Consider the following 19,350-nt stretch of genomic DNA (forward strand, 5'->3'; position numbering starts at 1 on the left):
ATGAAACGTTTTCTGAAAGACGTGAAGATACTCGTTCCACTCCAATCACCTACCTTACATTCATTACCATCCATCTTTGACACATGTAAATGTATTCATACATATTTCCTGTCATATGCACATACATTTTTTATAAATGTAAGCTTGACCGGAGGAATAAGATGAAACGTTTATTATCGATATGCATATTTCTTTTGTCATTTGTCATCATCATACAAGCGTTGAAACGGCCAGCGCATGAAGCGATTATGTTTTTCCCGATCGATCCGACCGTTCGCTTTACAACTGCCGAAACAAAATTATCACTACAGCCCAAAAAGAAGGAAACACGCTATGTCGTCGATTGGATCGTCACTTCATCGCTTGATCGAACTGCTTATCTTCGGCAAGATGTTTCGTTGTTATTTGCTAACGGAAGGCTTGTTGCTACACAAACGAAATGGAAAAAAAACAGGAAAAGTCTCATTCAGCAAAAACAGCTCAAACAAAAAGGAAGTCGATTATTTCAAGCCATCTCATATCACCAAGGAGAATTGCATAATGGCAATGACATTCGAAGCAGTCAAAAAATGAGTGGGGACGTATTATACGTCATCGACTCATCCTTCGCACCACTTCAATCGTTTCGTAAACCAACGACAGCCGAACAAAAAACATGGGCAAACACATTAAATAAACAAACGCAAACGATCGTAAATAAAACCGCTAATCAAATGGGGAACATATTGCCAGCAGACGATTATTACCATTTGTATTTACCGGAGCTCGTTCAATATAATGAGCAACCGTTTATGGATTTGACAACAAATGAAACGGAAATGATGATCGGAAACTTATGGGAAGGGTTGTACAAAAATTATTTTTTAGGCATAAAAAAACAGAACGGTTCGATTGAATCTCCAATCGGTAGCACCGTTCCGCTTATTTTAATCAAAAAGGATTACAGTAAACTGTTTGTCGTAACAGAAACAGCAGACAGAGAACTCGTCATATTAAAGCAACTGCTCGAGTTCACGCAATAATCGTTGATATTGCTCATTATTTGGTTCAAGCTGCAACGCACGCTCTGCAGCTTGTTTTGCTTTTTCATAGTTTTTTTCTTCCGCATATAATAACGCTAAATAATAATACGCTTCATGAAAACGGTCGTTTTTTTTGATGGCATCATATAAATATTGTTTTGCATCATCGTAATCTTTTTGTTGTATGTGAATATAGGCACGCAAAAAATCTGCCTTATATGCTTCAGCATCTTGTTCATGAATGAGTGTTAACATTTGCTCTGCTTGGCCGTATTCCCGTTCATCAATATATTGCTTGGACAACGCAAGAATAAGTTGTGCTTGATCTGCTGGCGGTCGTTGAAAGCCAATATATAAGCAAATGAGCGTAACGACCGCTGTGAACAAAGCAGCAAACCATTGTCCAAAGCGAACACGTTCCTTTGGGAAATGAACGATATTTGCCGCTAAAAACCCACCAATTAAACCGCCAATATGACCCGCATTATCAATATTAGGAACGACGAGACCGAACGCTAAATTGATGCCGATGACAGTGATGACGTTCATTCCAATTGTTCGAAAAAATATGTGCGGTTTTGCTTTTCCGAAGTATAACAAAGCCCCAAAACATCCGAAAATGGCACCAGACGCCCCGGCAGATACGGATGATGAAAATAAAAAACTAGCAAGCGAACCTGCAAAACCAGCGAAAAGATAAATAAATAAAAAACGAAACGAGCCGTACAATTTTTCAACAAGTGAGCCTAAATAATATAGCGCAAACGTATTCATGAACAAGTGTAAAAAACCGATATGCAAAACAATAGGGGTGAAAAAGCGCCACCATTCTCCTTGCAAAATAAGCGGATTAAACTTTGCGCCATATTGAATGAGCGTCAACGTATTTGTACTTCCACCGTTCCATTCTAAAATAAAAAACATCACTATTTGTAAAGCAATAAACACATATGTAAATCTCGCTTTTCCACGTTCAAATATGCGCCGTTCATTTTCATACATGCGCTCTGCAAATGATAGCACGTGTTGTTTAAACGTTTGTAATTCTTGTTGCAACATTGGAGAATCATCAGGTACGTACACTTTTAATGATTGATGGAACTGCGTGCTTAGCTTATGCAAGACGTCATACATATTGTAAAGATGCATCACATATGTTTGCATATGCACTCGCTCAGTCGTGAATGGTCGTTCAACATACAGTTCCCAATCGTCAACAGGGGGATACATCATGACATAAACGTTGATGACTTGCAGTTGGCGGCGAAATTGTCGCTTGCGCCATTCATCAACAGCGACTAGCGCGCGATTCATATCATTTTTTAATGACACACCCCAATCCATATCAGTGCGAACAAGGCGTACAAGCGGCGCTTTTCGTTCCCTCGTAGATTGCAACCAAACCTCCCGCTCATCAGGTGACAAATAAACGATTTCATAGTTCATCTGTAACAATTGAAACATCATTTGCCAATATACAAAATCAAAGCGAATGCCCAACCTTCCCTCTCCCTTCGCTATCATACCCTTCTTTTATCACACTCTCTTACAAAGCGCAACTATTTGTACTTTTGTAAAAATAATGTAGGAACAATGCGCTGGCGAATAAACGGAACGGACATTCCCCATTGTACCACTCGTTTTTGAACCGCTTCTCGTTTCAATATTTCGTTCAATAACCGATAACGAAACCGATAAAGAACGAGCCCTGCCATAACGGCAACGATCAACGTTTTTCCATTCAACATCATCACCCTCCCTCATATTTACCGTTCCCTTTTCGTGTTGAAATTATAAAAAGGTTGCCTCATCATGAGACAACCTATTGCAATCCAACGCGTTTCATTACATCTTTTAATACAGTTGCAGAATGAGTAAATTTTTCTTTTTCCTCCTCGTTCAATTGTAGTTCAACAACTTCACGAATACCGTTGCGATTTACGATTGCTGGTACGCCAATGTACATATCATTTTGGCCATATTGGCCTTCTAAGTAAGCTGAAACAGTAAGAACGCTGTTTTCATTTTGTAAAATCGCTTTTGTTAAACGAACAAGTCCCATGGCAATGCCGTAATATGTTGCACCTTTTCGCTCAATAATTTGATACGCTGCATCGCGTACATTCACAAAAATGTTATCTAAATCTTCTTGTTTATATTGTGGCTTTTCTTTCATCATATCGGCAATTGGACGGCAACCGATGAATGCATGGCTCCAAACAGGCAACTCCGTATCACCATGTTCCCCAATAATATAAGCATGTACGTTGCGCGTATCCACATCGAAATATTCACCTAACAAATAGCGGAAGCGAGCTGTGTCTAAAATCGTTCCTGAACCGATCACGCGCTCTTTTGGCAATCCTGAAAACTTCCATGTAGCGTATGTTAAAATGTCAACCGGATTTGTGGCGACGAGAAAAATACCGTTAAATCCGCTTGCCATCACTTGATCGATAATATTTTTGAAAATTTTCGTGTTTTTCTCAACCAAATCTAATCGTGTTTCTCCTGGTTTTTGATTCGCTCCCGCAGTTAACACAACGAGATCAGCATCTTTGCAATCTTCGTAATTGCCAAACCAAATTTTCATTGGGGATGGCGCAAACGGCATGCCGTGATTTAAGTCCATCGCGTCTCCTTCCGATTTTTCTTTATTAATATCAATCAAAACGAGCTCTTCTGTCACCCCTTGATTTAAAAGCGCAAACGCATAACTTGAACCAACAAAACCTGTTCCAACTAAAACAACACGTTTTACTTTATCTGACATATTTCTTCCACCTTTCGTATATATCATTTTACAATCTGTGCGTTGTTTATCTGTTTCACACTTACATTGTACACTGTTTCACAAAGTTTATAAAGCATGAATTATTAACATTTTGTTATTTTTTTCTCCTGTACAACATGAAAGCGCTCATGCTGTTTTATTATTCGTTTTCACAAACAACAATTCCTTCGTTTGTAATAATCATTTGGACAGGGATGTCATGCTGTTCAACCGGCAACGTAGAGACGATTTGACAATCATATGCAAGGGAAATTGTGTCGTTTGGAAAATCAACTAAATATCGATCATAATATCCCCCACCATAGCCAAGGCGATATCCTTTACGAACAAAAGCAAGACCTGGAACAAATAGGAGCTCGATTTCATCTTTTTGCACTTCTCTCGTTTCTTCCACAATCGGTTCATATAAATCGAAAAAAGAGCGTCCCGTTTCTTGAAACGAACGAATTTCGCGAAACGTCATTTGTTTTGTTGTTACATCGCATTTTGGAATGGCAACTTTTTTCCCTTCTTGCCATGCTCGTTCAATGATACATTTTGTATCGATTTCGATTTGTCGTGAGATCGTAATACCGATCACTTGTGCCGTTTGCCAAAGATGTTGCTGAAATAATATGTCGTGAATGATTGTTTCTTTTTTCTTGCGTTCTTCTTTTGTCATATGTAAGAGACGTTGTTTTATTTGTTGCCGCAATTGTTTCTTATTCATTAACCTTCCCCCTCTTTCATAAAAAAATAAGCAGCAGGAAAAAAATCCTACTGCTTACTTCGTTTCACGATGAACTGTTGCTTTTTTGTCTCGTGGGCAATATTTTTTCAATTCGAGGCGCTCTGGGTTATTGCGCTTATTTTTTGTTGAAATATAGTTGCGTTCGCCGCATTCTGTGCATGCTAACGTAATATTTACACGCATCGTTCTTTCCCTCCAAACAAAAGTATTGTAATCATACCTTTCCATCATATCATTTTTCTTAAACAATTTCCATATGAATTTTATACGTTTTGATATTGCCGAATTTTCTTTATATAGTATTTCGTATATTCTTTTGCTTTTTGAGCATTTGCTGCTTGTGAATAAATCGTTAACGTTGGTTCATCTACTTTCGGTAAAATGAGTGTCCATGCTCCATCTTCATGATATACTTTCATGCCATCTGTAAAATCTACATGCTTGTCATACGATTCTTCTAACAATTTACGCATAACAGCCGCCCGTTCATCCCATGGGCAATGAACATCACGGCATGATAAATGAATAGTCGGAATAGACGACACAATGGTACGAAGGGAACAACGTTCAATCGCTAACAAGTGTAATAGTTGTATGCACGCGTATAATCCATCCAAATAAAAATGAAACGGTTCATGATGAGCAAGAAGCAAGTCTCGTCTCGTATCTTTGACATAAATCATTTCGCCATGCAAACGTTCTGCTAGCGTATGCAAAACGGACGGCGCCCAAGAAGGAACGGCTACTTTTTTCGTTTCGCTAAATAAAAGAGATGTGAGCACATGCAACGAGATCATTTCTTCTTTCGTCAACACAACTCCTTGCCCATCAAACATTCGAAAACGTTCCCCTGAATAGTCAAACACGATAGCAAATTGGGCTTGTTCTTGCTCGATTAGTTTCCGAATGTGTTCATCATCACGCTCTTTTGTCCAAACAACATCTACAGCGAACAACAGAAGTGTGCGTTCAATGATATGCTTCAATAAAGGAGAACTAGCGACGACAACTTTCCATCGCTCCGATGAAGAAAAAGAAATCGCTTGACGCAATGCTCGAATATACATTTCATCGTTCTCTTTTTGTTTCATTGCTTCACCCATTTGCATCGCTGACATATGATGTTCATGTTCCATTCGTTGTTCAATCGCGCGTTCCATCGTGCAATCAATGGGAAATCCTTGTTCATCGTGTATGTCAATAACTACTTCATCATGTTCGTTCAACGTCACAAATACGCCACCACGATATTGTTTATGAGAAAGAATATAACGAAAAGCAGGCAAATATCCCCCCTCATATACATTTGTGTGCATACCGTACATATGCAAACATTGAGTAAACAACGATCCAAGCGCCTGGGACAACGGGTGATTGTCAAAGCCAATTAATATGTGACTTCCTTTTTCATGTAGACTGCTATATGCTGAAGCCAACTGTGTAATAAATATCGGATGAGCATCAACATGAGCGCGCATGCTGATCCCATTTTGGCGAAACAATACGTTTGGGCGTTGTTCACCCCATACAATTGAACCTTTCACTTTCGTTTTTTCTGCAATTGTTTTATTCGGCCAAATTTTAGCCGCATGTTGCACTTTCACTTTATTTTTTAATTTGCATTTTGCCCCAATGACCGCATAATCAAATATTTCATTTTTTTTACCGATATACACATCATTTGCTACAACTGCTCCCCGTAATTCACTATGTTCATCAATATAAACATTGGATCAAACAATCGATCGCTTTAACGATGCGTATTTACTAATAACTGAACGTGAGCCAACCACCGTATATGGTCCGAGTGTTGCATAGGCATCAATGCGCACATCGTCCCCAATAAGAATCGGTCCTTCTAACTTTACCTCTTGTGCAATGTTCACTCGCTCACCGATCCATACATCAGGAGCTATTTCTTTGTAATGAGAAGAAACGAGACGTTGATTTAGTAAATCAACATGTGTTTGATGATATTGTTCAATGATACCAATATCAGACCAATATCCATCCGCCTCATATCCGTATATTGGGTACTCTTGTTGAATGAGATGTGAAAAAATATGTTGACTAAAATCGTAAGGTGGATGTTCAGGCATATAATTAAAAATCGCTGGATCGCAAATGTAAATGCCTGTATTGACTAAATCGCTACACACTTCATTCCATTTTGGTTTTTCTACAAAATGAATCACTTTTCCGTTTCGATCTGTCACAATTCCACCGTATGAAAGAGGAGTCGCTTCGTGGTGCATAAGAACGGTAACTAATGCTTGTTTGGAAAAATGGAAATTGATTGCCTGCTGCAAATGAATTGTCGTCAACGTATCTGCACTAATAACAACAAACGTATCGTCTAAAAAAGACTGAGCATGTTTTACGCTCCCTGCCGTTCCAAGGGGCGTCGTCTCTTCAAAGTAATGAAGATGTACACCGAATCGACGTCCATCACCAAAATATTCAATAATTTCATCACTTAAATATTGAACGGTTACAGCAATATCCGTAATTCCGTGATGTTTTAACCATTCAATACTATACTCCATCACAGGTTTATTCATAATCGGTACGATCGGTTTCGGAACATGACAAGTTAACGGACGTAACCGTGTTCCTCTTCCCCCTGCCATAATGACCGCTTTCACAACATATCCCCCCCAAGTGAAAGCACACTTTGTTCCATCATATCATGACAATACTATGCGGACAATATACGAAAATTGTCGATTTGACATGAAAATGATGCATGATCGCTACATTCCTATGTATAATAAAGTGGGGTGACAAACATGATCGAATATACATTGATTGGACTCATTTCTTTTGCAATCATACTATTGCTTATTTCTTTCTTTCAAAAAGATCGTGTAAAAGAGGTAGAAGAACAAGTAGAGCAACTCACATTATCGACGATGCAACAATTGTACGAAATAAAAAAGCGAGTTAAAGCGCTTGAAGAAGAGCTGCTTGTCGGAATGGAGTTGTTTTCAACTGAAGAACAAATATGGCATCTACATAAGCAAGGTTGGACAAAAGAACAAATTGCCCGCAAACTCAACATGCCGATAGATGAAGTAAATATTGTGATCGCGAGGAATGAACGATGAAAAGAACAACACGTGCATTTGCGGCTGGAATGTTGTTTGCCACAACGATACTTGCTATCGTTCATTACACGAATGACAAGCAGTATACTACCATCAGCGAACAGCAGTATGAACAAATCGTTGCTGAACGAAATGAACTCGCTGAAAAACTCGAAAAACAAAAAAAAAGAAATTGAAAAAACAACACCATCTCAAAAAGAAAAAGTGTACATTTATACGTTAACAATTGCCAAAGGAGAGGCAAGTCGCGACGTTGCTAACCGACTTGAACAAGCGCACATTATTGATGATGCTCAATCATTTTTAACATACCTCGATACCCACCAATTAACGCGTGCGCTACGCCCTGGAACGTATGTTGTTACAAGTGACATGTCATATGAACAAATCACAAAAAAAATCACAAAATAAGGATGTCCGCTGTTGGACATCCTTTTCATTTAGTCGTTTAAATCGTAATGTTTTCCCTTTACTAAATAAAATACGTTCTCAGCGATGTTTGTCGCGTGATCTGCAATGCGTTCAATGTAGCGAGCCGTAAATGATAGTTGCGTAATTTGCGACATCGCATCTGGATAAGCTTTTGTTCGCTCAAGCAATTCTCGAATTGTTTCGCCATATAGACGATCGACTTCATCGTCCATATCGGCCACTTTTTTAGCCGCAACGACATCTTCTTCATAATATGCCTTTAATGTTAATGAAAGCATATTTACAGCAATTTCATGCATTTTTTCTAACTTATTTAACGAGATGACAAACGGCTGTTCACCGATTCGAATGGCTGATTTTGCAATATTGACTGCAAAGTCCGCCATGCGCTCGACATCTGTTGCGATTTTAATTGCGACAATAATTCGGCGTAAATCAATTGCGACCGGTTGTTGCTTCGCAATTAATAAAATGGCAAAGTCGTTAATCTCTTCGTCAAGCAAATCTATTTTTGCATCATTTTCAAGCACTTGTAATGCTAAATCGTTATTTTTTGTTTTTAACGCTTCAAATGATTGAGTTAACGCGATTTCTGCAAGACTTCCGAGCTGCAATAATTGGTCGCGCAACGTTTGTAAATCGTAATCAAATTTTTCACGTACAGCCATATTCACTCCCCCTTTTTATCATTTTGAAAAAATCGTGCGAGCGTACCCGCACGATTTTTTATCCGAATCGACCTGTAATGTAATCTTCTGTTCGTTTATCGTCTGGATTGGAGAATAACTTATCTGTATCGCTATACTCGATCACTTCACCGTTTAAGAAAAAGGCTGTTTTATCAGAAATACGAGCAGCTTGTTGCATGTTATGTGTAACGATAATAATGCTGTAATTTTTCTTTAACTCCTGTACAAGTTCTTCTACTTTTAATGTAGAAATTGGGTCAAGCGCAGATGTTGGTTCATCCATTAAAATGACATCTGGTTCAATCGCTAAACAGCGCGCAATACATAAACGTTGTTGTTGTCCGCCCGATAATCCGTATGCGTTCGTATGCAAACGATCCTTTACTTCGTCCCAAATCGCTGCACCGCGCAAACTTTTTTCAACGATTTCATCTAAAATTTTCTTGTCGCGAATGCCGTGAATGCGCGGGCCGTATGCAACGTTGTCATAAATCGATTTCGGGAACGGATTCGGCTTTTGGAATACCATGCCGACTTGTGTACGCAATTCTTCCACACGATACGATTTATCAAAAATATTGCGACCGCGATACGTAATTTCTCCAGATGTACATACATTCGGTACAAGTTCAATCATTCGGTTTAACGTTTTAATATATGTCGATTTTCCACAACCTGACGGACCGATAATTGCTGTTACTTCATTTTCATAAATATCTAAGTCAATATTTTTTAACGCATGATGTTCGCCGTACCATAAGTTTAAGTTTTTTGTCCGATACACAACATTTCTTTCTCTTTGTTCTTCAGACTGTTTATTTTTACGTTCTTTCACAACTGTTAGTTCCATTAATAAGTTCCCCTTTCAACGCGCAATTAATAACGTTTTTGAAACTTGTTGCGAATGAAAATAGCAATCGAGTTCATAAAGATTAACACAACGAGCAATACAACGATTCCAGCTGCTGCTACATGTTGAAAGTCAGCTTGTGGGCGTGACGTCCAGTTGTAAATTTGCATCGGCATAACAGTAAATGTATCAAGAATACCACGTGGCAAATGAGCTAAAAACGTCGGAATACCTAAAACGACAAGCGGTGCTGTTTCACCGATTGCACGGGATAAAGCTAAAATGCTGCCTGTCAAAATACCAGGAATCGCAGCTGGGAGAACGATGCGATAAATCGTTTGCCATTTTGTTGCTCCCATACCATACGATGCTTCCCGCAATTGATTTGGCACGGCGCGAATCGCCTCTTGTGCCGCAACGACGATGACAGGTAAAACGAGCAAGCTCATCGTTAATCCTGCAGCCATAATGCTACGACCCAAATTAAGTTCACGAACGAAAATCGTCAAACCGAGCAAACCGAATACGATAGATGGAACACCAGCTAAGTTCGAGATGTTCGTTTGAATAAAATCTGTAAAGCGATTTTTTTTCGCATATTCCTCTAAATAAATTGCTGTTCCGACTCCAAGAATGAGCGAAACAGGCGCAACGATGACCATAAGCCATAATGAGCCGACCAATCCCGCTTTAATTCCTGCGTTTTCCGGACGACGAGACGGGAAGTTATTTAAAAAGTCCATGTTTAGCCAGCCAAGTGCTTGAGTGAGTATCCGATATAGAAGGACGACGAGAACAATCAATCCGAATAATGTCGCTAAGAAAAATAAAAATTTTAACACGTTGTTGCGCAACAGACGACCGTTCATATGTTGAACGACACGTTGTTTATCAATTAATTTTTCCATGATTAATACTCCTCCCTAAAGCGACGAGAAATGTATTGCGCGAGTAAGTTCATGGCTAATGTGAACACGAATAACGTCATCCCGACCGCATAAATGCTGTAATAAACTGTTGTTCCATATCCAGCATCTCCCGTTGTCACTTGAACAATGTATGCTGTTAACGTTTGAATCGATTTTGTCACATCAAATGTGAAAACAGGAGATGAACCACCCGCTACAGCTACAATCATCGTCTCACCAACAGCACGAGAAATTGCAAGCATAAACGATGCCGCAATACCTGACGTCGCTGCAGGAAGGACGACTTTTAACGCCACTTCTAACTTTGTTGATCCGAGAGCGAGCGCTCCTTCACGAATGGAGTTTGGCACAGAACTCATTGCATCTTCAGATAAAGAAGCAACCATCGGAATAATCATAATACCCATGACGATGCCCGGGCTTAACGCGTTAAAAATCCCGAGATCTGGAATGATCTTTTGTAAAAGAGGTGTGACGAACGTTAATGCGAAAAATCCGTATACAATTGTCGGAATTCCCGCCAACACTTCTAATATCGGTTTTAATACTTTTCGTGCCTTTTCAGACGCATACTCACTCAAGTAAATTGCTGAAGCTAAACCGATTGGGATGGCTACAACCATCGCAATCGCTGTCGTTAAAAGCGTTCCCGTTACAAGAGGAGCAATGCCGAACGAACCTGTTTTTTCATCCCATGGAAGCCATTCTTTACTCGTTAAAAATTCAACGATTGATACTCGTTCAAAGAAAATAAATGTTTCAAATAACAATGTAAATAAAATACCGATTGTCGTTAAAATAGAAATTGTTGCTGTCAATAGTAACAATTTTGGCATTAACCATTCAACAAACTGTTGTCCGCTTTGTTTTTTCTTATTTTCTTTAATCATTTCACGGACGGAATATGAACGATTCCCATCTGTCATCGCCATAATGTGAAAACCCCTTTCCAAATTCATGGCAAGATGAGAAGCGACTGTGGTGTCGCTTCTCATCTTTACGTTTCGTTATTTCAATCCTTCAAGCTTTTTCAATTGCTCATCATATTTTTCTTGTGGAAGCGCTACATATCCAACTTCTTCAGCAAACTCCGCACCGTTCTCTAATAAAAATTTCGCAAAATCATATACGTGAGATTTTTCTTTTAATGATTTTGTATTCGCATAGACAAATAACGGGCGAGAAAGTGGTGCATATTCGCCACTTTGAATTGTTTCATGCGTCGGTTCTACTGGACCGTTTCCGTTATCAATTGGTACAGCTCTCAACTTATCTTTATTTTCAGTGTAGTATGCAAATCCGAAGTAACCGAGAGCGTTTTTGTCGCCCGCAATTCCTTGAACAAGGACGTTATCATCTTCAGATAATTGCGCTGTTTTGTTTAACGGTTGTCCATCTAAAATGACTTCATCGAAATAATCAAATGTACCAGAGTCATGTCCTGGCGAGAACAATTTAATTTCTTCATTTGGCCACTCTGGGCGAATGTCTGACCATTTTACTTTGTCATCACCGCTTACTGCACCTGATGTGAAAATTTTCTTTAGCTCATCGACTGTTAAATAATCGACCCAGTCGTTATCTTTATGCACTAAAATAGAAAGTCCATCGAATGCAATTTTGAACTCTTCAAATTGAATGCCGTTTTGTTCAGCAGCTTTCTTTTCTTCATCTTTAATTGGACGAGAAGCGCTTGAAAAGTCTGTTTCCCCTTTTGTAAACTTTTCAAATCCGCCACCTGTTCCGGACAAACCAACAGATACTTGTACATCTGGTTTTTCACCCGCATACGCTTCAGCGGCTGCTTCTAAAATTGGGTAAACTGTCGATGATCCATCAACAACAACGTTACCGCTTGATGCTTCTCCACCATTTTCGCCGCCTTGTTGAGCGCCACCGCCACAAGCAGTTGTAAATGCTAATACAGCGCTTGTCATTCCTGCGAGTGCAAACCATTTGTTTTTCTTCATCTTTTGATTTCCCCCTACTTTTTTCATTAATTTTTGTCCCACGAGTTATAGAATAATGGAAACGTATTAAATTCGTTTTAAACGAATGTTAAGCTTTTGTAAATTCGCTTTCTTCTATCTTTCCATTGTTTGTTCATCATTATTCAACGGTTCAGTAGGGGACTGCTCATTTGATTGACGCTGCGCTTTTAAGTCGAAATATGCATCTAAAATTTTTCTTCCGATGTAGTTATTAATCGGATAATGGTTTCGCGGATTTTGATATACCCACGGCACGACGACAGCAAATGCAACTTCTGGGTTGTTGTAAGGTGCGAAACCAACTAGCGTCAAATTGGTCGTTTGTGTCATTCGTTTCGATTTGATTGGTCCATCATAAAATGCCTGTGCTGTTCCTGTTTTTCCTGCTGGATCATACGGAGCATTCGCAAAAAATGCCCGCGCTGTTCCGTGCGAACCGTGCATGACGCGATAAAATCCTTCTCGTACACGCTCAATATACTCTGTTTTCATATCAATCCGATTTAACACTTTCGGCTCAAACGAATAAATAACGTTTCCGATTTGATTTTTTTCGCTAATTGGTTCACGAATTTCTTTTACGACATGTGGCTGAATGCGATATCCCCCGTTGGCAATCGTTGAAACGTATTGCGCCATTTGGATTGGCGTATATACGTCAAACTGTCCAATCGCTAAATCAAGCAAGTGACCAGGAAGCGTACTTTGTCCAGGCCACCCGATAATTTCCCCTGGCAAATCAATCCCTGTTTTCACACCTAAACCGAACTGATTAAAATATCGCCGCATAATCGAAAACGCTTCTTTTTTAATCGGCAACGGTTGATGCGGACGATATGTAGAACCTGCGATCGCAATAGCTGTCTTAAACATATAAACGTTTGACGACATTTCAAGCGCTTTTAAATCGTTCATCGGTCCCGGACGAATACCGCTATGCGATTTTTTCGGTTTAGTATCCTTAATATATAGCGGTTCATCAATAAGCACTGTACCAGGTCGAATGACGCCGGTTTGAAAACCGGTTAAAACAGTAGCACCTTTCACTGCTGATCCCATCGCATAAGCAGATGTGATTGTTCCAAGGGCATAATCTTTGAACACTGCTTTCCCATTCTCATCACGTGTATACAGTCTCCCTGCTAACGATAAAATTTCTCCCGTATTCGGGTCCATCATGACAACGAAAGCACGATCGAGCAACTCGGTTCCACCGCGCCGTTTCATTGCCGTCAATTCTTCTTCAATAATTTGCTCGACACGTTTTTGTAATTCCATATCGATCGTTAGCACAATATCTTTGCCGCGCTGTCCTTGCGATATTTCAATCGTTTCAATAATGTTGCCTGCTTTATCGGTCACATTTTTTATTTTTGCTTTTTGTCCGCGCAACACATCTTCATATTGCGCTTCAATGTAGCTTTTTCCGACGCGGTCATTTCGGCTGTAATCGCGCGCTAAATAGTAGTCAAGCTTTTCGCGCGGTAACCCTTCTTCCGATGATGTAATATTTCCCAGCACGGTACGAAACGTATCACCAAATGCATAATGACGATCCCAATCTGTCGTTACATCTACCCCTGGCAATTCTTCTAAATGCTCGCTAACAACTGCATATTCTTTATTCGTTACCCCTTCATTTTTAATCATTTGTGGCGTCAACGCGTATCCACTATTCATTTCCCGAAAAATAGCGACAACTTCAAGCTCCTTTTCTTTAACTGCTTTTACATCTTCTTCTGTAATGCGCTCAAGTTGCAGTCGATAAATATCTTTATCTCCCAACTTTTTAGCGCGAAACTGTTTCCATTCTTCTTCTGTAATTTTTTCTTTCGCTTTTTCTTCATTAGTCAAAATCCAATAGTCTTTTATATCTCGTTCTGTCACCCGATCTGCCGGCTTTTCAATGTATGTTGCTAACTTTTTCGCTATCGCAATCATTTCTGACGGCTTGGTTGTTTGCGTACGTGTATACGTGATCGCATGAAGCGGTTCGTTATCGACGACAACTTGATAGTTTCGGTCATAAATTTTCCCGCGCGGTGCTGGCGTGTTGACTGTTACGTTTTCTGTCCGCTCAACTTCTTTTCGATATTGTTCACCGTAAACAATTTGAATGACACCCAATCGTAAAATAAGCGCAGAAAACAGTAAAAACACAACAAAAAACAATACGTTTAGTCGAAATGGCAACTGCATTCTTTTTTTCTTTTTCTTTACATTTTTAGCTTGTTGTATTTGCTTCAAAACAGGCGAGCACCTCCTTTACTTGCTCCTTCCCCATTGTAAAAGAAACGCTCGCAAATTTCTACATTGAAAGTCGAATACGCCGCACAAAAAAATAAATGATGAAATGACCAGATCCAACAATTAACATTAATAATGGAATCGCCTCTTTTGCATCAAATAACGTAATGGCTAACAAAAACAATAAAATAGACGTTGCACGGCCACCGTTCAAAAATAATTCCCTCAACACAATATATTCAATGCGCCACTCCTTTGCATGATTGCTTTGTCCAATGACGTCAAATGTAAGCGACAAATATGGGACAAGCAAAATCGGATAACCAACAGCAATAAGCGCACCGTATACGATCAGTTTGAAGTAGGATAAATCGAACACGAGCAAAAATACAGAAGCATACAATAGCACGCCACCAAATAAAATGGCATGCAGTCGCCAGCGTTGCTTTATATATTTAGAGGCAAGCGAATACGTAATAAACGAAACGACCGCATTGACGAAACCAAATACGCCAAGTGCTTTTTCTGTTCCTGTTGCCATAAATAAGAAAATAGAAACGATAAACACAAACGTTCCTTCCCGAAATCCTTGAAAAAAGTGAGCGTTTGTAATCATTCTCCAATTTTTATTTTTCTTTCGTTCGGCATACGCACGTTGTAACATGAAACGGCCTGCAGATTGCCTCCGATGTACAAAAAAGCTACATACAACAGCTGCAATAAATAAACATAAAGAGGATAAAAAAATCGCCATATACCCCGTAAACTTCTCACTTGAAGCGATGACCCATCCAGCAATTGGGGGACCGATCATTCCTGCCACAGATGTCATTGCTCCAAGCAATCCATTAAATAAATCGCGCGTATTTGGCTCAGTAATTTCAAATGTTAAGACGTTAAATGCAAGCCAATAGAAACCATAACCAACACCAAGCAAACCACCAAGGAAAAACAAATGATCCATCGCTCGATTTCCACTGAATAATACGACTAAAAAAAAGAGTGCCAAAAACGTAACACCCATTCGTAAAACGATGACGCGATCAATTTTTTTGGCGATTTTCCCAGCAACGATAAATGCAAGCGGCTGCCATGTGACAATCGCTAAATTGTACACACCTAGGGCATGAAAACTGTTCACTTTTTTCCAAACATATACGTTTACAAACGTATTGGACAAAGCGATGCTAAGAGAATACAATCCGCCGATTGCTAGTAAAAGAAACAATTGGCGATGTGTGTGAATGTACGCAATGATTCGTTTCCATCTGTTCATAGGCAAACTCCCTTTCTTGACAAGTAGTTTGCCTACTCTTTTGTAGCGATATGCAAAAAGAGCTCGACAAAAATTTGCCGAGCTCTTCCTCATTATTTTGCTGCTGCGTAACGTTTCGCAACTTCGTCCCAGTTGACAACATTCCAAAACGCTGAAATATAATCTGGACGACGGTTTTGGTATTTTAAGTAGTATGCATGCTCCCATACATCTAATCCTAAAATTGGTGTTTTACCTTCCATTAATGGTGTATCTTGGTTTGGTGTACTTGTTACCTCAAGCTGACCGTTGTGCACAACAAGCCATGCCCAACCAGACCCAAAACGTGTTGCAGCCGCCTTTGAAAATTCTTCTTTAAACTTTTCAAAGCTGCCGAATGTATTGTTAATTGCTTCAGCTAATTCACCTGTAGGCTCACCGCCACCATTTGGTGAAAGAATTGTCCAAAAGAGCGAATGATTTGCATGCCCTCCTCCGTTGTTACGAACGGCTGTACGGATGTTTTCTGGTACTTCGTTTAAATTAGCCATTAGCTCTTCGATTGTTTTGCTTTGTAATTCTGGATGACCTTCAAGCGCTGCGTTTAAGTTTGTTACATATGCGTTATGATGTTTCGTGTGATGAATGTTCATCGTTTCCTTATCAATGTGTGGTTCTAACGCATCGTAAGCATAAGGCAATTGTGGTAATTCAAATGCCATACTTCATTCCTCCTCATTTATTATGTAACTGTAGTTGAGCAATTTTCGTTACAATAATTACCATTTAAAAAGAGACAAACAGGGTACCCCTTATGCCACGTGGAGCTGTTTTTTCACGGTATCAATGGGAATATTTTGTTTTGCTGCACGATAAATGAACTCCACGAGGCTATGTCCTTTTCTCTTGCGCAGGAGATCGAGCCCATCCGAAAAATCACTGTTAGACTCGAACATGCTGTACACATACGCAAGTTGCACCAAGATCCAATACCGTTTCACCGCCCGACGCCCGCGAACGCGGTATCCATCGAGTTTCAGCTGGTCTTTCGCTTGACGGAAAAAACATTCGATCGACCAACGTGCAGCATAGTAGCGCAAGATCTCTTCATCGCTTAGCTCGCGATCGGTGCTCAAGACGCAATGAAGATGTTTCGGCGTCATCGGCTGATCGGCTTTCCATGCGAGCAGCACCACGGCATCCTTGAGACCGTTCAGAGCGCCTTCGTAGCGATACACCCGATAACGCTCTTTTCCCACCGTGACGAGGCGGGTATCCCGTGGCTCCATAGATTTGGCAAATTCTTTTGCTTGAATGGCCGTCCCTTTTGGATAGAGAATCCGATTCGTCTTCAGCATCGCGATGACGTGGAACCCTTTTTTTAAGCAGGCTCCCACGAGGGTTTTCGATGGATACCAAGAGTCCATGAGCACATAAACGGGTCGACTCACATCCAACGAAGAAAGCATCTCGATCGCGAGTTCCCCTTTGCTTTTCCCCACCGTCTTGTCGTAGAGGCGAAAGGCAAAAGGAAACGCTTGGGTCATCGTATGAACCATGAGCCAAACGAGAGAATGTCCCCAGATCGACTTTTTCTCTGCGTGAGAATAGTGCCAATCACACCCTTGAATGGCGTGTGTTGCCCGTGACGAGGGCTTCGTTTTTTGGCAAATCGTATCATCGATCGAAACAAAAATGGGTTGATTCTCTCGTTTCGAGCTGCGTTCGACACGATGAAGCACCCACTGTTGGAGTTTGCGAAGCAGCGTCTCTTCCTCCCATGGGCTTTTCGTGAAAAAATGGCTCAGTGTCGTGCGATGGTTCGGATGAAAACTCCCATGATGTAGATCGGTCAGCGTTCCCGAAAAGCCCTTTGTAATCATCGCATCCACGATATGAACGAGATGCTTCATGACAGGTTTCGAGAAATAAAGGGCCAACCCCAACATCGTCAAAAACTTGTGGATTCCTTGGTGATGTGCTAATCTATTCATGAGACATGAACCTCCTTGTGAATGGTTTGTTGGCACATCTATTCTAACCAAGGAATCGGGTTCATGTCTTCTTTTTTGTTTGGTTGTAAATTTATGTTAGTAAATTTGCTCATCTACAGTATGTAATTGGTCACAAATGAAACCGATAAATGATATTTAGAAACAGAAAAGTTTCATAAGTGAACCTACTTTAAGAGTACCAAAATAAAACGAATGTTTCAAATTATTTGCAAAAAAACTCGCTAATTCACTTAGCGAGGAAAATGGACCCTGCAGGACTCGAACCTGCGACCAGACGGTTATGAGCCGTCCGCTCTAACCAGCTGAGCTAAGGGTCCATCATATCCGATGGTAATTTTAGCAAAAAAGTCACATACCGTCAATACGTGCAAATGGTGAAACAAAATGGTTGTGTAGCGAACATAAAAAGAAGTAGAATGGGAATGATGATGCGTAAAGGATGTAAAGGATGTGAATGATCATGTGGAAACGGTTGTTACGAAGTCTTTATTCGCCCATACATATTGCCCGCTTTCGCTTTCATCCGATTGGAAAAGCGATTGGCTACGTATTCTTTTTATCGCTTATTGCAACGTTGCCGATTGCCATTTATTTTATAATAAGTATAAACAAAACGATCGACTCAACGCGCGAACTATTGGGCGAGGAGCTTCCCCCATTTGAAGTTGTCGATGGCATATTGATATCGGACGAAAAAAAAACAATTGAGCTCATACATCCTGATGTGACTATTTTATTAGATAGCACAGGTACATTAACTACCGATGACGTAGCGCGCTACACAAATGCAGTGGCGTTTTTAAAAGAAGACTTTTCGCTCGTTGTAAATGGCCACGTTCAATCGTATCCGTATGCCGTCATGCAAGTAGATCGCTTTACAAACAAAGACGTATATGAATTTACACGCACGTTGCAATCATTACTTCCTATCGTCATTTCACTATCATTTTTTGTTTTATACTTTTTCACATGTACAAGCAAATTCCTTTACGTTACCGTTCTCGCATTCATCGGTCTTATTTTCCGTGAAACATTAAATAAGCGCGGGACGTACCGTCATATGTGGAGCATTTCCGCCTACTCCATCACGCTAGCAACAGTCTTTTTTACCATTATGGAGGCATTACAGATTGTCGTTCCATACGCTGTCGCGTTAGATTGGTTCGTTTCTATTACCATTTTGTTCGTGTCTATTAAAGAACTTCCTTCCGTCAAAGAAGCAGGCTGATACGCCTGCTTCTTATAGTTCAAATGATGAATGGGATGTTAAACAAATGTGAAGTGATGTA

General features: G+C 40.0%; 21 protein-coding genes and 1 tRNA gene. 5 read left to right on the top strand and 17 right to left on the bottom strand.

Translation table 11 applies throughout. From position 1 onward, the window contains the following. Positions 1-161: 161 nt before the first annotated feature. Positions 162-1,022 carry a hypothetical protein gene (locus tag NST18_RS09490; RefSeq protein ID WP_004889523.1) on the top strand — a complete coding sequence of 287 codons (861 nt, stop codon included), beginning with the start codon at positions 162-164 and terminating at the stop codon, positions 1,020-1,022. Here NST18_RS09490 and NST18_RS09495 read toward each other — a convergent pair. The 7 genes from NST18_RS09495 to NST18_RS09525 all read right to left on the bottom strand — a co-directional run bounded on the left by NST18_RS09495 (position 993) and on the right by NST18_RS09525 (position 7,191). Further along, positions 993-2,546, bottom strand: coding sequence for a rhomboid family protein (locus NST18_RS09495; RefSeq protein ID WP_004889522.1), 1,554 nt, complete (start codon positions 2,544-2,546; stop codon positions 993-995). The genes NST18_RS09490 and NST18_RS09495 overlap by 30 nt on opposite strands. A gap of 35 nt (positions 2,547-2,581) precedes the next feature. Further along, positions 2,582-2,773, bottom strand: coding sequence for a hypothetical protein (locus NST18_RS09500; protein WP_004889520.1), 192 nt, complete (start codon positions 2,771-2,773; stop codon positions 2,582-2,584). Positions 2,774-2,844: 71 nt separating this feature from the next. Continuing rightward, positions 2,845-3,795, bottom strand: coding sequence for an L-lactate dehydrogenase (locus tag NST18_RS09505; protein WP_004889519.1), 951 nt, complete (start codon positions 3,793-3,795; stop codon positions 2,845-2,847). Between the two features lie 160 nt (positions 3,796-3,955). Continuing rightward, on the bottom strand, positions 3,956-4,525 hold the full coding sequence (locus NST18_RS09510; protein WP_004889518.1) for a 5-formyltetrahydrofolate cyclo-ligase: 570 nt from the start codon (positions 4,523-4,525) through the stop codon (positions 3,956-3,958). A gap of 54 nt (positions 4,526-4,579) precedes the next feature. Next, a complete protein-coding gene (gene rpmG, locus NST18_RS09515) occupies positions 4,580-4,729 on the bottom strand; it encodes a 50S ribosomal protein L33 (protein WP_004889517.1) in 150 nt (49 codons plus the stop codon). Between the two features lie 80 nt (positions 4,730-4,809). Further along, entirely contained in the window at positions 4,810-6,222 is a 1,413-nt protein-coding gene (locus tag NST18_RS09520) for a hypothetical protein (RefSeq protein WP_230456170.1), read from the bottom strand. A gap of 57 nt (positions 6,223-6,279) precedes the next feature. Beyond that, complete coding sequence (locus NST18_RS09525) at positions 6,280-7,191, bottom strand: sugar phosphate nucleotidyltransferase (protein ID WP_230456169.1); 912 nt, start codon at positions 7,189-7,191, stop codon at positions 6,280-6,282. Positions 7,192-7,335: 144 nt separating this feature from the next. Between NST18_RS09525 and NST18_RS09530 the strand changes: the two genes are divergently transcribed. The 3 genes from NST18_RS09530 to NST18_RS09540 are packed head-to-tail and all read left to right on the top strand — an operon-like array spanning position 7,336 to position 8,064. After that, positions 7,336-7,653, top strand: a complete 318-nt coding sequence (locus NST18_RS09530; RefSeq protein ID WP_035018537.1) for a hypothetical protein — start codon at positions 7,336-7,338, stop codon at positions 7,651-7,653. Beyond that, on the top strand, positions 7,650-7,829 hold the full coding sequence (locus tag NST18_RS09535; protein ID WP_340720692.1) for a hypothetical protein: 180 nt from the start codon (positions 7,650-7,652) through the stop codon (positions 7,827-7,829). The genes NST18_RS09530 and NST18_RS09535 overlap by 4 nt, the downstream gene beginning before the upstream one ends. Then, positions 7,786-8,064 (top strand): endolytic transglycosylase MltG, encoded by a 279-nt coding sequence (locus NST18_RS09540; RefSeq protein WP_340721386.1) that lies wholly within the window; start codon positions 7,786-7,788, stop codon positions 8,062-8,064. The genes NST18_RS09535 and NST18_RS09540 overlap by 44 nt, the downstream gene beginning before the upstream one ends. Before the next feature lie 29 nt (positions 8,065-8,093). Here the strand turns inward: NST18_RS09540 and phoU are convergent, their stop codons facing one another. The 10 genes from phoU to NST18_RS09590 form a co-directional block, all read right to left on the bottom strand. Then, complete coding sequence (gene phoU, locus NST18_RS09545; RefSeq protein WP_004889514.1) at positions 8,094-8,753, bottom strand: phosphate signaling complex protein PhoU; 660 nt, start codon at positions 8,751-8,753, stop codon at positions 8,094-8,096. Positions 8,754-8,811: 58 nt separating this feature from the next. Continuing rightward, positions 8,812-9,624 (bottom strand): phosphate ABC transporter ATP-binding protein PstB, encoded by an 813-nt coding sequence (gene pstB / locus NST18_RS09550; RefSeq protein WP_004889513.1) that lies wholly within the window; start codon positions 9,622-9,624, stop codon positions 8,812-8,814. Between the two features lie 26 nt (positions 9,625-9,650). Continuing rightward, the gene (gene pstA, locus NST18_RS09555) at positions 9,651-10,532 is read right to left on the bottom strand and encodes a phosphate ABC transporter permease PstA (RefSeq protein WP_340721388.1); all 882 of its coding nucleotides are present in this window, start codon (positions 10,530-10,532) and stop codon (positions 9,651-9,653) included. Positions 10,533-10,534: 2 nt separating this feature from the next. Next, positions 10,535-11,485 carry a phosphate ABC transporter permease subunit PstC gene (gene pstC, locus NST18_RS09560; protein ID WP_340721634.1) on the bottom strand — a complete coding sequence of 317 codons (951 nt, stop codon included), beginning with the start codon at positions 11,483-11,485 and terminating at the stop codon, positions 10,535-10,537. A 75-nt stretch (positions 11,486-11,560) separates the two neighbouring features. Next, the gene (locus NST18_RS09565; protein WP_004889510.1) at positions 11,561-12,523 is read right to left on the bottom strand and encodes a PstS family phosphate ABC transporter substrate-binding protein; all 963 of its coding nucleotides are present in this window, start codon (positions 12,521-12,523) and stop codon (positions 11,561-11,563) included. Positions 12,524-12,637: 114 nt separating this feature from the next. Further along, complete coding sequence (locus NST18_RS09570; RefSeq protein WP_004889509.1) at positions 12,638-14,791, bottom strand: peptidoglycan D,D-transpeptidase FtsI family protein; 2,154 nt, start codon at positions 14,789-14,791, stop codon at positions 12,638-12,640. Between the two features lie 61 nt (positions 14,792-14,852). After that, entirely contained in the window at positions 14,853-16,067 is a 1,215-nt protein-coding gene (locus NST18_RS09575; RefSeq protein ID WP_004889508.1) for an MFS transporter, read from the bottom strand. Between the two features lie 92 nt (positions 16,068-16,159). Continuing rightward, positions 16,160-16,768 carry a superoxide dismutase SodA gene (sodA, locus tag NST18_RS09580; protein WP_004889507.1) on the bottom strand — a complete coding sequence of 203 codons (609 nt, stop codon included), beginning with the start codon at positions 16,766-16,768 and terminating at the stop codon, positions 16,160-16,162. Positions 16,769-16,858: 90 nt separating this feature from the next. Beyond that, positions 16,859-18,040, bottom strand: coding sequence for an IS701 family transposase (locus NST18_RS09585; RefSeq protein WP_088223189.1), 1,182 nt, complete (start codon positions 18,038-18,040; stop codon positions 16,859-16,861). Between the two features lie 264 nt (positions 18,041-18,304). Next, a tRNA-Ile gene (locus NST18_RS09590) sits at positions 18,305-18,378 on the bottom strand. Positions 18,379-18,515: 137 nt separating this feature from the next. On the opposite strand from NST18_RS09590, the gene NST18_RS09595 reads away from it, so the two are divergent. Next, positions 18,516-19,289, top strand: a complete 774-nt coding sequence (locus NST18_RS09595) for a DUF1189 domain-containing protein (protein WP_004889504.1) — start codon at positions 18,516-18,518, stop codon at positions 19,287-19,289. The last annotated feature ends 61 nt before the right edge of the window (positions 19,290-19,350 follow it).

Origin of the sequence: Anoxybacillus sp. FSL W8-0104 (genome assembly GCF_038004465.1) — a bacterium.
In the GTDB taxonomy this organism is placed as follows: domain Bacteria; phylum Bacillota; class Bacilli; order Bacillales; family Anoxybacillaceae; genus Anoxybacillus; species Anoxybacillus flavithermus_G.

Bases quoted from the DNA above. Each gene is read 5' to 3' on its own strand.
- NST18_RS09490 (WP_004889523.1), top strand. From the start codon at position 162: ATGAAACGTTTATTATCGATATGCATATTTCTTTTGTCATTTGTCATC.
- NST18_RS09495 (WP_004889522.1), bottom strand. From the start codon at position 2,546: ATGATAGCGAAGGGAGAGGGAAGGTTGGGCATTCGCTTTGATTTTGTA.
- NST18_RS09500 (WP_004889520.1), bottom strand. From the start codon at position 2,773: ATGATGTTGAATGGAAAAACGTTGATCGTTGCCGTTATGGCAGGGCTC.
- NST18_RS09505 (WP_004889519.1), bottom strand. From the start codon at position 3,795: ATGTCAGATAAAGTAAAACGTGTTGTTTTAGTTGGAACAGGTTTTGTT.
- NST18_RS09510 (WP_004889518.1), bottom strand. From the start codon at position 4,525: ATGAATAAGAAACAATTGCGGCAACAAATAAAACAACGTCTCTTACAT.
- rpmG (WP_004889517.1), bottom strand. From the start codon at position 4,729: ATGCGTGTAAATATTACGTTAGCATGCACAGAATGCGGCGAACGCAAC.
- NST18_RS09530 (WP_035018537.1), top strand. From the start codon at position 7,336: ATGATCGAATATACATTGATTGGACTCATTTCTTTTGCAATCATACTA.
- NST18_RS09535 (WP_340720692.1), top strand. From the start codon at position 7,650: ATGAAAAGAACAACACGTGCATTTGCGGCTGGAATGTTGTTTGCCACA.
- NST18_RS09540 (WP_340721386.1), top strand. From the start codon at position 7,786: ATGAACTCGCTGAAAAACTCGAAAAACAAAAAAAAAGAAATTGAAAAA.
- phoU (WP_004889514.1), bottom strand. From the start codon at position 8,753: ATGGCTGTACGTGAAAAATTTGATTACGATTTACAAACGTTGCGCGAC.
- pstB (WP_004889513.1), bottom strand. From the start codon at position 9,624: ATGGAACTAACAGTTGTGAAAGAACGTAAAAATAAACAGTCTGAAGAA.
- pstA (WP_340721388.1), bottom strand. From the start codon at position 10,532: ATGGAAAAATTAATTGATAAACAACGTGTCGTTCAACATATGAACGGT.
- pstC (WP_340721634.1), bottom strand. From the start codon at position 11,485: ATGGCGATGACAGATGGGAATCGTTCATATTCCGTCCGTGAAATGATT.
- NST18_RS09565 (WP_004889510.1), bottom strand. From the start codon at position 12,523: ATGAAGAAAAACAAATGGTTTGCACTCGCAGGAATGACAAGCGCTGTA.
- NST18_RS09575 (WP_004889508.1), bottom strand. From the start codon at position 16,067: ATGAACAGATGGAAACGAATCATTGCGTACATTCACACACATCGCCAA.
- sodA (WP_004889507.1), bottom strand. From the start codon at position 16,768: ATGGCATTTGAATTACCACAATTGCCTTATGCTTACGATGCGTTAGAA.
- NST18_RS09585 (WP_088223189.1), bottom strand. From the start codon at position 18,040: ATGAATAGATTAGCACATCACCAAGGAATCCACAAGTTTTTGACGATG.
- NST18_RS09595 (WP_004889504.1), top strand. From the start codon at position 18,516: ATGATCATGTGGAAACGGTTGTTACGAAGTCTTTATTCGCCCATACAT.